General features: G+C 59.6%; 12 protein-coding genes. 10 read left to right on the forward strand and 2 right to left on the reverse strand.

Features of this window, described 5'->3' with window-relative positions:
• Position 1: 1 nt before the first annotated feature.
• Positions 2-2,110: a molybdopterin oxidoreductase family protein gene (locus EXW71_RS10100; protein ID WP_134658366.1), complete on the reverse strand. Its 2,109-nt coding sequence runs from the start codon at positions 2,108-2,110 to the stop codon at positions 2-4.
• A 437-nt stretch (positions 2,111-2,547) separates the two neighbouring features.
• Between EXW71_RS10100 and argF the strand changes: the two genes are divergently transcribed.
• Both argF and EXW71_RS10115 read left to right on the forward strand, forming a co-directional pair.
• Positions 2,548-3,468, forward strand: a complete 921-nt coding sequence (argF, locus tag EXW71_RS10110; RefSeq protein ID WP_123714786.1) for an ornithine carbamoyltransferase — start codon at positions 2,548-2,550, stop codon at positions 3,466-3,468.
• Complete coding sequence (locus tag EXW71_RS10115) at positions 3,465-4,571, forward strand: ABC transporter ATP-binding protein (protein ID WP_134658368.1); 1,107 nt, start codon at positions 3,465-3,467, stop codon at positions 4,569-4,571. The genes argF and EXW71_RS10115 overlap by 4 nt, the downstream gene beginning before the upstream one ends.
• Before the next feature lie 7 nt (positions 4,572-4,578).
• Here EXW71_RS10115 and ybaK read toward each other — a convergent pair whose 3' ends face one another.
• A complete protein-coding gene (gene ybaK, locus EXW71_RS10120; RefSeq protein ID WP_123714784.1) occupies positions 4,579-5,049 on the reverse strand; it encodes a Cys-tRNA(Pro) deacylase in 471 nt (156 codons plus the stop codon).
• Between the two features lie 327 nt (positions 5,050-5,376).
• On the opposite strand from ybaK, the gene EXW71_RS10125 reads away from it, so the two are divergent.
• From EXW71_RS10125 to EXW71_RS10160, 8 genes are all read left to right on the forward strand, one after another.
• Positions 5,377-6,231 carry an MIP/aquaporin family protein gene (locus tag EXW71_RS10125; protein ID WP_134658370.1) on the forward strand — a complete coding sequence of 285 codons (855 nt, stop codon included), beginning with the start codon at positions 5,377-5,379 and terminating at the stop codon, positions 6,229-6,231.
• 81 nt (positions 6,232-6,312) lie between these two features.
• Positions 6,313-7,818, forward strand: a complete 1,506-nt coding sequence (gene glpK / locus EXW71_RS10130; RefSeq protein WP_123714782.1) for a glycerol kinase GlpK — start codon at positions 6,313-6,315, stop codon at positions 7,816-7,818.
• 96 nt (positions 7,819-7,914) lie between these two features.
• Entirely contained in the window at positions 7,915-8,670 is a 756-nt protein-coding gene (locus EXW71_RS10135; RefSeq protein ID WP_123714781.1) for a DeoR/GlpR family transcriptional regulator, read from the forward strand.
• A gap of 273 nt (positions 8,671-8,943) precedes the next feature.
• Positions 8,944-10,482 carry a glycerol-3-phosphate dehydrogenase gene (glpD, locus tag EXW71_RS10140; protein WP_134658372.1) on the forward strand — a complete coding sequence of 513 codons (1,539 nt, stop codon included), beginning with the start codon at positions 8,944-8,946 and terminating at the stop codon, positions 10,480-10,482.
• Between the two features lie 316 nt (positions 10,483-10,798).
• Positions 10,799-11,725 (forward strand): glutamate/aspartate ABC transporter substrate-binding protein, encoded by a 927-nt coding sequence (locus EXW71_RS10145; protein WP_134658374.1) that lies wholly within the window; start codon positions 10,799-10,801, stop codon positions 11,723-11,725.
• Between the two features lie 194 nt (positions 11,726-11,919).
• Complete coding sequence (locus EXW71_RS10150; protein ID WP_134658376.1) at positions 11,920-12,666, forward strand: amino acid ABC transporter permease; 747 nt, start codon at positions 11,920-11,922, stop codon at positions 12,664-12,666.
• Entirely contained in the window at positions 12,666-13,337 is a 672-nt protein-coding gene (locus EXW71_RS10155) for an amino acid ABC transporter permease (RefSeq protein WP_134658378.1), read from the forward strand. Before EXW71_RS10150 ends, EXW71_RS10155 begins: the two co-directional genes overlap by 1 nt.
• On the forward strand, positions 13,334-14,068 hold the full coding sequence (locus EXW71_RS10160; protein WP_060753935.1) for an amino acid ABC transporter ATP-binding protein: 735 nt from the start codon (positions 13,334-13,336) through the stop codon (positions 14,066-14,068). The genes EXW71_RS10155 and EXW71_RS10160 overlap by 4 nt, the downstream gene beginning before the upstream one ends.
• Positions 14,069-14,091: the final 23 nt, after the last annotated feature.

Genomic DNA, 14,091 nt, shown 5'->3' on the forward strand with positions numbered 1-14,091 from the left:
CTTATGCCGCCGCAACCCGTACGGGCACCCCGTTCAGCGCGGCATTCCCGGATAACTCATCTAACTGCCGTTCATCGGTCAAGTCATTCGCACTGGCCCCCGGCTGCCCGCTGGCAATGGCCATCTGCACGCCTGGCCGGCCATGGCCCCAACCGTGGGGCAGGCTGACCACGCCCGGCATCATGTCCAGACTGGCGAGCACCTCCACCTCGACCATGCCGATACGCGAACTGACGCGCACCCGCTGACCGTCACTCAACTGACGCCGGGCCAGGTCTTCGGGGTGCATCAACAGCTGGTGGCGAGGCTTGCCTTTCACCAGACGGTGATAGTTATGCATCCAGGAATTATTGCTGCGTACGTGCCGGCGACCGATCAGCAACAGCTCATCGTCCTTGGGTACCGGTTGCACCGCGAAGCGCGCAAGATCCGCCAAAATCACCGCGGGCGCCGCCTGCACCTGGCCATTGGCCGTTTTCAGGCGTGCCGCAAGATTGGGCTTGAGCGGCCCCAAGTCCACGCCATGGGGATGATCGGCCAACATCGCCACTGACAATTTGTGACTGGAGGCATCGCCATAGACGCCGGCGCGCAACCCGAAATCAATCATCTTCATGGGTTCCATCGTGGGCTTGAGCGCCACGCCGGTCAGCGTGGCAAACGCCTTGGCCAGGCCGACGAAAATCTCCCAATCGTGCAACGCACCCTCAGGCTTTGGCAGGATCGCGCGATTGAAACGAGTGACGTTGCGCACGGCGAACATATTGAAGGTGGTGTCGTAGTGGTCGTTCTCCAGCGCCGAGGTGGACGGCAGGATCAGGTCGGCATAGCGCGTGGTCTCGTTGATATAAAGGTCGATGCTGACCATGAACTCCAGGCCATCCAACGCCTGCTCCAGCTGGCGGCCATTGGGCGTCGACAGCACAGGATTGCCCGCCACCGTCACCAGCGCCCGGATCTGTCCGTCACCTTCGGTCAACATTTCTTCGGCCAATGCCGACACGGGCAACTCACCGCCATACTCCGGACGCCCGGAAACCCGACTTTGCCAACGATTGAAATGCCCACCGCCGGTTGACGCCACCAGGTCCACCGCCGGTGTGGTGCACAACGCACCGCCGACACGATCCAGATTACCGGTCACCAGGTTGATCAGTTGCACCAGCCAATGACAAAGGGTGCCGAAGGCCTGCGTCGAGACCCCCATTCGTCCATAGCACACGGCCTTGTCGGCGGCGGCAAAGTCTCGCGCCAATTGACGAATCTGCTCGGCGGGCACCGCACATTGGCGGCTCATCGCATCGGCGGTAAACCCGGCGATCGCCTGCCTCACATCCTCAAGACCTTCAACCGGCAAATGACTGGCGCGGGTCAGGTTCTCGCTGAACAACGTGTTGAGTACCCCGAACAACAGCGCGGCATCCCCTCCCGGGCGCACGAACAGGTGTTGATCGGCCATCGCGGCCGTCTCGCTGCGTCGTGGATCGACCACTACCACTTTGCCCCCACGGGCCTGGATGGCTTTCAGGCGCTTCTCCACATCCGGCACCGTCATGATGCTGCCATTGGACGCCAGCGGGTTGCCGCCAAGGATCAGCATGAAATCGGTGTGGTCGATATCCGGGATCGGCAACAGCAAGCCGTGGCCATACATGAGGTGACTGGTGAGGTGGTGGGGCAATTGGTCCACCGAGGTCGCCGAGAACCGATTGCGCGTCTTGAGCAAGCCGAGGAAGTAGTTGCTGTGGGTCATCAGCCCGTAGTTGTGCACGCTGGGGTTGCCCTGATACACCGCCACCGCGTTCTGCCCATGGCGCGCCTGGATATCGGCCAGCCGCTCGGCGACGTGTGCGAATGCATCCTCCCAGGGGATCGGCTGCCATTCGCTGCCCACTCTCAGCATCGGTTGGCGCAGACGGTCCGGGTCATTCTGGATATCTTGCAGCGCCACGGCCTTGGGACAGATATGCCCACGGCTGAACGTGTCCTGCGGGTCCCCCTTGATCGAGGTAATCGCCAGGTGGCCGTCGTCGGCCAGGGTGGTTTCCAGGGTCAGGCCGCAGATGGCTTCACACAGGTGGCAGGCTCGGTGGTGGAGAGTCTTGGTCATGGCCAGTCTCTTTTATAGGGGCTTTGGCCCAGACTATGGACCCAGCCCCGCGGAGTCGCCAGCACCGTTCGCCTTGTGAATCGATGGCTATCAGGCCAAGCCATGTGGCTAAGCATGAGCAAATGTTTCAGACGTTTCCCACACGGTCTCTGAAACCGACACAGCCTGGCCTGGGCCCGCCCTCGCGCATTGCAAAAGGTTGCAACGCCAGTGTACAAATGCCCCGCTGCCGCCAGGAATCAGTCTTCAAAAGCGCCCTCGTGCCCTTCTTGAACACCCTTAAAATCGTAGCCCTATTGGTAAGACGCGACATTTAGTGTCAATATCGCGCCTTCCCCTATTTCGTCGCCCCGTGCGGCTTTCGCCGCAGGTCTCGCCCGTTGTCACAATAAACAAGGCTTTGAGTATCTGCGGTCTGTTGCAAAAGGTAGTTAATGATGAGCGCAAGGCACTTTCTCTCCCTGATGGATTGCACGCCCGAAGAGCTGGTCAGCGTGATCCGTCGAGGCATTGAGCTTAAAGACCTGCGTAACCGCGGCGTACTGTTTGAGCCTTTGAAAAACCGCGTGCTCGGGATGATCTTCGAGAAGTCCTCGACCCGCACCCGCTTATCGTTCGAAGCCGGCATGATCCAGCTGGGCGGCCAGGCGATCTTCCTGTCACCGCGCGATACCCAACTGGGTCGGGGTGAGCCGATCAGCGACTGCGCCATCGTCATGTCGCGCATGCTGGATGCGGTGATGATCCGTACGTTCGCCCACAGCACATTGACCGAATTTGCCGCCAACTCGCGCGTACCGGTGATCAACGGCCTGTCCGATGACCTGCATCCCTGCCAATTGCTGGCCGACATGCAAACCTTCCTTGAGCATCGCGGCGCGATCCGAGGCAAGACCGTGGCCTGGATCGGCGATGGCAACAACATGTGCAACAGCTATATAGAAGCGGCGATCCAGTTCGATTTCCAACTGCGCATCGCTTGCCCCGAGGGCTATGAGCCCGAGGCGCGCTTCCTGGCGCAGGCCGGTGACCGCGTCACCGTGGTGCGCGACCCGCGCGATGCCGTGATCGGTGCGCATCTGGTGAGCACCGACGTCTGGACCTCCATGGGCCAGGAAGAAGAAACCGCCCAGCGTCTGGCCTTGTTCGCACCGTTCCAAGTCACCCGCGCGCTGCTCGACCTGGCCGCGCCGGATGTCTTGTTCATGCACTGTCTGCCAGCGCATCGTGGCGAAGAAATCAGCCTCGACCTGCTGGACGACCCGCGCTCGGTCGCCTGGGACCAGGCCGAAAACCGTTTGCACGCGCAGAAGGCCCTGCTCGAGTTCCTGGTAGAGCCGGCGTATCACCACGCATGAGTCATGCTCTTCTGCTGAACCTGCGCAATCTGGCATGCGGCTATCAAGATCAACGGGTGGTGCAGAATCTCAACCTGCACCTCAATGCCGGCGACATCGGCTGTCTGCTGGGGTCCTCGGGCTGCGGCAAAACCACCACCCTGCGTGCAATTGCCGGGTTTGAACCGGTGCATGAAGGCGAAATCAGCCTGGCCGGCGAAGTCATCTCCAGCGCAGGTTTCACCCTGGCGCCAGAGAAGCGCCGGATTGGCATGGTATTCCAGGATTACGCTCTGTTTCCTCATCTGAGCGTGGCCGACAACATCGCCTTCGGCATTCGCAAACACCCGCAAAAAGACCGCGTGGTCGCCGAGTTACTCGAACTGGTCAACCTGAAGAACCTGGGCAAGCGCTTTCCCCACGAGCTTTCCGGCGGCCAGCAGCAACGTGTCGCCCTCGCTCGCGCCCTGGCGCCGGAGCCGCAACTGTTGCTGCTCGACGAACCGTTCTCCAACCTCGACGGCGAACTGCGGCGCAAGCTCAGCCATGAAGTGCGTGACATCCTCAAGGCGCGCGGCACCAGTGCGATCCTGGTGACCCATGACCAGGAAGAAGCATTCGCCGTCAGTGATCAGGTAGGGGTTTTCAAAGAGGGTCGCCTTGAGCAATGGGACACGCCCTACAACCTCTATCACGAGCCGCAGACGCCTTACGTGGCGAGCTTCATCGGCCAGGGCTATTTCATTCGTGGCCAGTTGAGTTCGCCGGAATCGGTCAGCACCGAACTGGGCGACCTGCGCGGTAATCGCGCCTACACCTGGCCTATAGGTGGCGCGGTGGACGTGTTGCTGCGCCCGGATGACATCGTTTATGCACCGGACAGCGCCTTGAAAGCGCGGATTGTCGGCAAGACCTTCCTCGGCGCATCTACCTTGTACCGCTTGCAGTTGCCAACGGGCGCTCAACTGGAGTCGATCTTCCCCAGCCATGCCGATCATCAGGTCGGGGCGGACGTCGGCATTCGCGTTGCGGCTGAACATCTGGTGCTGTTCCAGGCATCAGGCAGCGTTGCAGCGCACCTCCCTCACGCCGACTCTGGCGTACGCCGCAGCAACCCGGCATAAGCACCTATCAGGCCCGGCCAATTTCCGCGAATTTGGCCTGGGTATGTTCAGCCAGCACGGCCGCCGGCAGCTCAACCTCCAAACCCCTCCTCCCCGCGCTGACAAAAATCGTCGCAAACGGTTGTGCCGTCACATCGATGAACGTGCGCAAACGCTTCTTCTGACCCAGTGGGCTGATACCGCCCAACAAATAACCCGTGGCGCGTTGCGCCGACAACGGGTCGGCCATCTCGACTTTTTTCACCCCTGCCGCCTGGGCCAGGGCTTTTAGATCCAGACTTCCGACGACCGGCACGACCGCCACCAGCAACTCACCTTTTTCGCTGCTGGCCAGCAGCGTCTTGAACACCTGCGCCGGGTCGAGCGCCAGTTTTTCCGCCGCCTCCAAGCCATAAGACGCCGCCTTGGGGTCGTGTTCATAACTGTGAATACGATGTTCGGCGCGAACTTTTTTCAACAGGTCCAATGCGGGGGTCATGAGCGCTCCAGGCTGGGCAAACTGATGGCCAATTCTAGGCCAAGTGCGCACAAAACGCTCTAGTGCAACCCTTGGATAACCGTCACGCAATGCGCATCGCATGATCATTCACCACACCAATAGTTCGAAAATGACCAATGGTTCACTTTCGACCTTTGACAGGCGCCATTCTTGTCTATATTTTTTCGTTTCCGAATACTGTAGGAATAACCCCTGCAGCACTCGAGCAGTAAACCGTGGGCCAGGATGGGGATCCTTTCCACGGTGAAAGTCGACGCTCGCCCTTTGCGACGAGACAACAGACAACAACAAAAACAGAGGTTTTCCATGACAACTGCTCTTCAACAGCCTTCACTTTCGAGCCAATGCATGGCCGAATTCCTGGGGACTGCGCTCCTGATCTTCTTCGGTACCGGTTGTGTGGCTGCGCTCAAGGTCGCGGGTGCCAGCTTCGGGTTATGGGAAATCAGTATTATCTGGGGGGTCGGCGTAAGTATGGCGATCTACCTGAGCGCCGGTATTTCCGGGGCTCACCTCAACCCGGCAGTCAGTATCGCCCTGTGCATTTTCGCCGATTTCGAAAAGCGCAAACTGCCCTTCTATATCCTTGCCCAGATCGCCGGTGCGTTTTGCTCCGCAGCACTGGTCTATACGCTCTACAGCAACCTGTTTTTCGATTACGAACAAACTCACCATATGGTTCGCGGCTCCCAGGCCAGCCTTGAGTTGGCGTCGGTGTTCTCCACCTACCCCCATGCGCTGCTGAGCACCGCCCAGGCGTTCCTGGTAGAGATGATCATCACCGCTATCCTGATGGGCGTGATCATGGCCCTCACCGACGACAACAACGGTCTGCCGCGCGGCCCGTTGGCGCCCCTGCTGATCGGCCTGCTGATTGCAGTGATCGGTAGCGCCATGGGCCCGCTGACCGGCTTTGCGATGAACCCGGCGCGTGACTTCGGCCCTAAGCTGATGACCTTTTTCGCCGGTTGGGGTGAAATAGCCTTCACGGGTGGTCGCGATATTCCTTACTTCCTGGTGCCGATTTTCGCTCCGATCATCGGCGCATGCCTCGGCGCTGCAGCCTATCGCGGGTTGATTGCCCGTCACCTGCCGAGCGCCGCACCGGCTGCTTCTGAAACAACTGACACCTCCGTCAACGGCAAGACGCATATTTCCTGATCGCGCCAGCCTGGCGCCCACTGCCCTTTTAGCGGCCCAGGCTGATTACTGACTTCCTTACTTCCGTCCAAGGCAATCGACATGACCGACATTCAGAACAAGAACTACATCATTGCCCTTGATCAGGGCACCACCAGTTCGCGGGCGATCATTTTTGATCGGGACGCCAACGTGGTATGCACCGCCCAGCGTGAATTCGCTCAGCATTACCCGCAGGCTGGCTGGGTCGAACATGACCCGATGGAAATCTTCGCCACCCAGAGCGCAGTGATGGTCGAGGCCCTGGCCCAAGCCGGCCTGCACCATGACCAGGTTGCCGCCATCGGCATCACCAACCAGCGTGAAACCACTGTGGTGTGGGACAAAGTCACCGGTCGCCCGATCTACAATGCGATCGTCTGGCAGTGCCGCCGTAGCACGGAGATCTGCCAGCAGCTCAAGCGCAATGGCCATGAGCAATACATCAGCGACACCACGGGCCTGGTTACCGACCCGTACTTCTCCGGCACCAAGCTCAAGTGGATTCTCGACAACGTCGAAGGCAGCCGCGAGCGTGCGCGCAACGGCGAGCTGCTGTTCGGCACCATCGACAGCTGGCTGATCTGGAAATTTACCGGCGGCAAGACCCACGTTACCGACTACACCAACGCCTCGCGCACCATGCTCTTCAACATCCACACCCTGGAGTGGGATGCGAAAATGCTGGAGATTCTCGACATCCCTCGGGAAATGCTCCCGGAGGTGAAGTCCTCCTCCGAAATCTACGGCCGCACCAAAAGCGGCATCGCCATCGGCGGCATCGCCGGTGACCAGCAGGCCGCCCTGTTCGGCCAGATGTGCGTCGAAGCGGGCCAAGCCAAGAACACCTACGGCACCGGTTGTTTCCTGCTGATGAACACCGGCGACAAAGCCGTGAAGTCCAAGCACGGCATGCTCACCACCATTGCCTGCGGCCCGCGCGGCGAAGTGGCCTACGCCTTGGAAGGCGCGGTCTTCAACGGTGGCTCCACCGTGCAGTGGCTGCGTGATGAGTTGAAAATCATCAATGACGCCCACGACACCGAGTACTTCGCCGGTAAGGTCAAGGACAGCAACGGCGTATACCTGGTGCCGGCGTTCACCGGCCTGGGCGCTCCGTACTGGGACCCCTACGCCCGTGGCGCGCTGTTCGGCCTGACCCGCGGCGTTCGCGTGGATCACATTATTCGTGCAGCCCTGGAGTCTATTGCCTACCAGACTCGCGACGTCCTCGACGCCATGCAGCAGGACTCGGGCGAACGCCTCAGGGCTCTGCGTGTAGACGGCGGTGCAGTGGCCAACAACTTCCTGATGCAATTCCAGGCCGACATCCTCGGTACTCAGGTCGAGCGCCCGCAAATGCGCGAAACCACGGCCCTCGGTGCGGCTTACCTGGCGGGTCTGGCGTGTGGCTTCTGGGGTAGCCTGGAGGAGTTGCGCGGTAAAGCAGTGATCGAGCGCGAATTCGAACCACAGCTCGATGAGGCAGCCAAGGAGAAGTTGTACTCAGGCTGGCAGAAAGCGGTCAGCCGCACCCGCGACTGGGAGCCCCACGAAGGCGCCGAATAAGCCAACTGCCGGATCCATATCGGGTTGTAACTGGCGGGGAGCCGCTTGCTGCGTCATCATGGGCCACTTTTTGTATGGCAGCCCAAAGGACGCCCCATGAATCTGCCTCCCCGCCAACAACAAATCCTCGAACTGGTCCGCGAACGCGGCTACGTCAGTATCGAGGAAATGGCGCAGCTGTTCGTTGTCACCCCGCAAACCATCCGCCGCGATATCAACCAACTGGCGGACGCCAATCTGTTGCGCCGCTACCATGGCGGCGCGGCCTATGATTCCAGTGTCGAGAACACGGCATACGCCATGCGTGCCGACCAAATGCGCGATGAGAAACAGCGCATCGGTGAAGCCATCGCCGCACAAATTCCCGACCATGCCTCTTTGTTCATCAATATCGGCACCACCACCGAATCCATCGCCCGTGCGCTGCTCAATCACAACCACCTGAAAATCATCACAAACAACCTCAACGTCGCCGCCATGCTCAGTGCCAAGGACGACTTCGATGTGTTGCTGACCGGCGGCAATGTGCGCCGGGACGGCGGTGTGGTGGGCCAGGCCAGCGTCGACTTCATCAACCAGTTCAAGGTCGATTTTGCCTTGGTGGGCATCAGCGGCATCGACGAAGACGGCAGTCTGTTGGATTTCGATTATCAGGAAGTAAGGGTTTCCCAGGCGATCATCGCCAATGCACGCCAAGTTATCCTGGCGGCGGACTCCAGCAAGTTCGGGCGCAACGCCATGATTCGCTTGGGGCCGATCAGTCTGGTGGATTGCCTGGTGACCGACCAGCAGCCGGTACCGGCGTTGGTGCAGTTGCTCAACCAGCACAAAGTTCGCCTGGAAGTCGTTTAGCGACTGTCCGGCCGTGATCGGAGCAGGCCTCCTCCCGCATTGACTGTGCTCCCTTGCTGGAACCCGGTTGAATGAGGGAGGGGCCAGCTCCGGTGTGCAGCCCTTATCCTTAAGCCCGCCCCGGGGTTCATGTTCACAAATTTTCCTTTTTCCGCCCTTCGATGAGTTTTTTCAATCGAAGTTGGGTGGCTGTGGGCGTGTTTATCAGCTACCATTTTCGCAAATGAACATTAATGTTCGAATTCAAAGACGAAAAGATCGCGAGGCCAGCCGATGACCCCTTCCACCTTGCCTGCTCCACCGCTTGCCGAAGTCTATGACGTTGCCGTAATCGGTGGCGGGATCAATGGCGTCGGCATTGCAGCAGACGCAGCCGGGCGCGGGTTGTCGGTATTCCTTTGCGAAAAGGACGACCTTGCCAGCCACACGTCTTCTGCCAGCAGCAAGCTGATTCACGGCGGCCTGCGGTACCTGGAACATTACGAGTTCCGCCTGGTGCACGAAGCCCTGGCCGAACGTGAAGTGCTGCTGGCCAAGGCCCCGCACATCGTCAAGCCGATGCGTTTCGTGTTGCCGCACCGTCCGCATCTGCGTCCGGCATGGATGATTCGCGCCGGCCTGTTCCTGTACGACCACTTGGGCAAGCGCGAGAAACTTGCAGGCTCCAAAAGCCTCAAGTTCGGCCCTGACAGTCCGCTGAAAAGCGAAATCACCAAAGGCTTCGAGTACTCCGACTGCTGGGTCGATGACGCCCGCCTGGTGGTACTCAACGCCATGGCCGCCCGCGAGAAAGGCGCACATATCCATACCCAGACCCGTTGCGTCAGTGCACATCGCAGCAACGGCATGTGGGAAATGAACATGGAGCGCGCCGATGGCAGTCTGTTCTCGATCCGCGCCCGGGCGCTGGTGAACGCCGCTGGCCCCTGGGTCGCCAAGTTCATCAAGGATGACCTGAAGCTGGATTCGCCCTACGGCATCCGCCTGATCCAGGGCAGCCATCTGATCGTGCCGAGGCTGTACGAAGGCGCCCACGCGCACATCCTGCAGAACGAAGACCAGCGCATTGTCTTCACCATTCCGTATCAGGACCACCTGACCATCATCGGCACCACTGACCGTGAATACACCGGCGACCCGGCTAAAGTGGCGATTACCGAAGGTGAAACCGACTACATGCTCAATGTAGTCAACGCCCACTTCAAGAAGCAGCTGAGCCGCGACGACATCGTCCACACTTACTCCGGTGTACGCCCGCTGTGCAACGATGAGTCGGATAACCCATCGGCCATCACCCGCGACTACACCCTGGCACTGTCCGGCGGTAACGGTGAAGCGCCGATCCTGTCGGTATTCGGCGGCAAGCTGACCACCTACCGTAAGCTGGCCGAGTCGGCGATGGCACAGCTAGCGCCGTTCTTCACCCAAATGCGTCCAAGCTGGACCGCAACAGCCAGCCTGCCCGGCGGCGAAAACATGACCACACCACAAGCCCTGGCCGACGCCATTCGCAGCAAATTCGCCTGGGTACCGCGCGAAATTGCCCAGCGCTGGGCGACCACGTATGGCAGCCGCACCTGGCGCCTGCTGGAAGGCGTGCAATCGCTGGCTGACCTGGGCGACCACCTGGGTGGGGGCCTGTACACCCGTGAAGTCGATTACCTATGCGCCGAAGAATGGGTGACACAACCGCAGGACGTGTTGTGGCGCCGTACCAAACTGGGCCTGTTCACCACCCCGCAGGAACAGGAAAACCTGCAGCGGTACCTGTCCAAGGTGGAACAGAACCGCGCCAAGATCGAAGCAGCCTGAGCCGTAACCCGATCGCCGAAGCCCCTGCACCCTAAGGTCCAGGGGCTTTTTTATAGCCCCATGCCCATTCGGTTTTCCGAACAGCATCCCCTGCACCATTCGGTTTACCGTATTGCGCCGGTGTAAAACCGCCGTCATACAAATTTAATATCCATGTAAATCAGTCAGTTAACCTTTTACTTCGGGTATGGCACGAGTCATGCTCTACACTTCCTGACGATTGCCTGAGACGCCTCAGGAGCCGTTACAGGCATTCGCTGTACAAGAGAGCCGTCTAGCCGGCTTCATAAAAAAAACAAATGTCGAGGAAGTATTGATGCGCATCGTTCCCCATATTCTGGGCGCAGCTATCGCTGCTGCTCTGATCAGCACTCCAGTTTTCGCCGCCGAGCTCACCGGCACGCTGAAGAAGATCAACGATTCCGGCACCATCACGCTCGCACACCGCGACAGCTCCATTCCGTTTTCCTACATCGCGGATGGTTCGGGCAAACCTGTCGGCTACTCCCACGACATTCAAGTGGCTGTCGTCGAGCAACTGAAAAAAGACCTGAACAAGCCCGACCTGAAGACCAAGTACAACCTGGTCACCTCGCAAACCCGTATCCCGCTGATCCAGAACGGCACTGCGGATCTTGAGTGCGGTTCCACCACCAACAACGCCGAACGCGCCCAGCAAGTTGATTTCACCATCAACATCTTCGAAATCGGCACCCGTCTGCTGGTCAAGAAAGACAAGGATGGCAAGCCGAGCTACGCCGACTTCGCCGACCTGAAAGGCAAGAACGTCGTGACCACCGCCGGCACCACTTCCGAGCGCATCATCAAGGCGATGAATGCCGACAAGCAGATGGGCATGAACGTCATCTCCGCCAAAGACCACGGCGAATCCTTCCAGATGCTGGAAAGCGGCCGCGCCGTCGCCTTCATGATGGACGACGCCCTGCTCGCCGGTGAAGAAGCCAAGGCCAAGAAGCCGGACGACTGGGTCATCACCGGTACTCCACAATCCTTCGAAGCCTACGCCTGCATGGTTCGTAAAGACGACCCAGCCTTCAAGAAAGCTGTCGATGACGCCATCGTTGCCCTGTTCAAATCCGGCGAAATCAACAAGATCTACAGCAAATGGTTCGAAAGCCCGATCCCACCTAAAGGCCTGAACCTGAAATTCCCGATGAGCGACAAGGTCAAGGAGCTGATCGCCAACCCAAGCGACAAGCCAGCGCCTGACGTAAAAATCTGAGACCTGACTAAGCTTATCTCCTGAGGGGGCCAACGCTCCCTCAGGCGTCTGTTACTACCTGCTGGCTTTAATTTGGAACACTCGACCTGGCGGTTTTCGAGCCGATCGCGTGTGCCTGACGTTCACTGTCAGGCGGGAAAGGATCTTCCCCAAGCGGGTGCTTGTACATCGATCGATCTCGAGGGGAGACCCTAATGAATTACAACTGGGACTGGGGCGTATTCTTCAAGTCCACCGGCGTGGGCAGCGAGACTTATCTCGACTGGTACATCGCCGGCCTGGGCTGGACCATCGCCATCGCTGTCGTGGCATGGATTATCGCCTTGCTGCTGGGCTCCATACTGGGGGTCATGCGCACCGTGCCAAACCGTCTCGTATCGGGCATCGCGACCTGCTACGTGGAACTGTTTCGTAACGTGCCGCTGCTGGTTCAGCTGTTCATCTGGTACTTCCTGGTACCCGACATGCTGCCGCAGAACCTGCAGGACTGGTACAAACAAGACCTCAACCCGACCACCTCGGCCTACTTGAGTGTTGTCGTGTGCCTGGGCCTGTTCACCGCCGCTCGAGTGTGCGAGCAGGTGCGCACCGGCATCCAGGCGCTGCCACGCGGCCAGGAATCCGCCGCGCGCGCCATGGGCTTCAAGCTGCCGCAGATCTACTGGAACGTGCTGCTGCCCCAAGCCTACCGGATCATCATTCCGCCGCTCACCTCGGAATTCCTCAACGTCTTCAAGAACTCCTCCGTGGCGTCCTTGATCGGCCTGATGGAGTTGCTGGCGCAAACCAAGCAGACCGCCGAGTTCTCGGCCAACCTGTTTGAAGCTTTCACCCTGGCCACATTGATCTACTTCACCCTGAACATGAGCCTGATGTTGCTGATGCGTCTGGTCGAGAAGAAAGTCGCCGTGCCCGGCCTGATCTCCGTGGGGGGTAAATAATGGACTTCGATTTCAGCGGCATCATCCCCGCCATCCCCGGCCTGTGGAACGGCATGCTCATGACCCTGCAACTGATGGTCATGGGCGTGGTCGGCGGCATCGCGCTGGGTACGATCCTCGCGCTGATGCGCCTGTCGTCCAACAAACTGCTGTCGCGCCTGGCCGGCGCTTATGTGAACTACTTCCGCTCGATCCCGCTGCTGCTGGTGATCACTTGGTTCTACCTGGCGGTACCGTTCGTGTTGCGCTGGATCACAGGCGAGGACACCCCGATCGGCGCGTTCACATCCTGCGTCGTGGCCTTCATGATGTTCGAAGCCGCGTACTTCTGTGAAATCGTGCGGGCCGGCGTGCAGTCGATCCCCAAGGGCCAGATGGGCGCAGCCCAAGCGATGGGCATGACCTATGGCCAGACCATGCGCCTGATCATCCTGCCCCAGGCGTTCCGAAAGATGACCCCGTTGCTGCTGCAACAGTCGATCATCCTGTTTCAGGACACCTCGCTGGTCTACACCGTGGGCCTGGTGGATTTCCTCAATTCCGCCCGTTCCAACGGCGACATCATTGGCCGCTCCAATGAGTTCCTGATCTTCGCCGGTGTCGTCTACTTCATCATCAGCTTTTCCGCCTCGCTGCTGGTCAAGCGTCTGCAAAAAAGGTTTGCCGTATGATCTCTATCAAGAACATCAACAAGTGGTATGGCGACTTCCAGGTGCTCACCGATTGCAGCACCGAGGTTAAAAAAGGCGAAGTGATCGTGGTGTGCGGGCCATCGGGCTCGGGCAAATCCACCCTGATCAAATGCGTCAACGCGCTGGAACCGTTCCAGAAGGGCGACATCGTGGTCGACGGCACCTCCATCGCCGACCCGAAGACCAACCTGCCGAAACTGCGCTCGCGCGTGGGCATGGTCTTTCAGCACTTCGAACTGTTCCCGCACCTGACCATCACCGAAAACCTGACCATCGCGCAGATCAAGGTGCTCGGCCGCAGCAAGGAAGAAGCCACCAAGAAGGGCCTGCAACTGCTTGACCGCGTTGGCCTGTCGGCTCACGCCCACAAGCATCCGGGCCAACTGTCCGGCGGCCAGCAGCAACGGGTGGCGATTGCTCGCGCCCTGGCCATGGACCCGATCGTCATGTTGTTCGACGAACCCACTTCGGCCCTCGACCCGGAAATGGTCAACGAAGTGCTCGATGTGATGGTGCAACTGGCACAGGAAGGCATGACCATGATGTGCGTGACCCACGAAATGGGCTTTGCCCGTAAAGTGGCCGACCGCGTGATTTTCATGGATGCCGGCAAGATCATCGAAGACTGCCCGAAAGAAGAGTTCTTCGGCGATATCAGCGCGCGCTCCGAACGCGCGCAGCACTTCCTCGAAAAAATCTTGCAGCACTAAAAAGCAACTCGCTCCTGCAGTCG

The organism is Pseudomonas sp. BCA17 (assembly GCF_004519405.1).
Taxonomy (GTDB): domain Bacteria; phylum Pseudomonadota; class Gammaproteobacteria; order Pseudomonadales; family Pseudomonadaceae; genus Aquipseudomonas.

What these genes read in the sequence shown, in the direction of transcription:
- EXW71_RS10125 (WP_134658370.1), top strand. Translation starts at nt 5,377, where the DNA reads ATGACAACTGCTCTTCAACAGCCTTCACTTTCGAGCCAATGCATGGCC.
- glpD (WP_134658372.1), top strand. Translation starts at nt 8,944, where the DNA reads ATGACCCCTTCCACCTTGCCTGCTCCACCGCTTGCCGAAGTCTATGAC.
- EXW71_RS10100 (WP_134658366.1), bottom strand. Translation starts at nt 2,110, where the DNA reads ATGACCAAGACTCTCCACCACCGAGCCTGCCACCTGTGTGAAGCCATC.
- EXW71_RS10150 (WP_134658376.1), top strand. Translation starts at nt 11,920, where the DNA reads ATGAATTACAACTGGGACTGGGGCGTATTCTTCAAGTCCACCGGCGTG.
- EXW71_RS10160 (WP_060753935.1), top strand. Translation starts at nt 13,334, where the DNA reads ATGATCTCTATCAAGAACATCAACAAGTGGTATGGCGACTTCCAGGTG.
- glpK (WP_123714782.1), top strand. Translation starts at nt 6,313, where the DNA reads ATGACCGACATTCAGAACAAGAACTACATCATTGCCCTTGATCAGGGC.
- EXW71_RS10155 (WP_134658378.1), top strand. Translation starts at nt 12,666, where the DNA reads ATGGACTTCGATTTCAGCGGCATCATCCCCGCCATCCCCGGCCTGTGG.
- ybaK (WP_123714784.1), bottom strand. Translation starts at nt 5,049, where the DNA reads ATGACCCCCGCATTGGACCTGTTGAAAAAAGTTCGCGCCGAACATCGT.
- EXW71_RS10115 (WP_134658368.1), top strand. Translation starts at nt 3,465, where the DNA reads ATGAGTCATGCTCTTCTGCTGAACCTGCGCAATCTGGCATGCGGCTAT.
- argF (WP_123714786.1), top strand. Translation starts at nt 2,548, where the DNA reads ATGAGCGCAAGGCACTTTCTCTCCCTGATGGATTGCACGCCCGAAGAG.
- EXW71_RS10145 (WP_134658374.1), top strand. Translation starts at nt 10,799, where the DNA reads ATGCGCATCGTTCCCCATATTCTGGGCGCAGCTATCGCTGCTGCTCTG.
- EXW71_RS10135 (WP_123714781.1), top strand. Translation starts at nt 7,915, where the DNA reads ATGAATCTGCCTCCCCGCCAACAACAAATCCTCGAACTGGTCCGCGAA.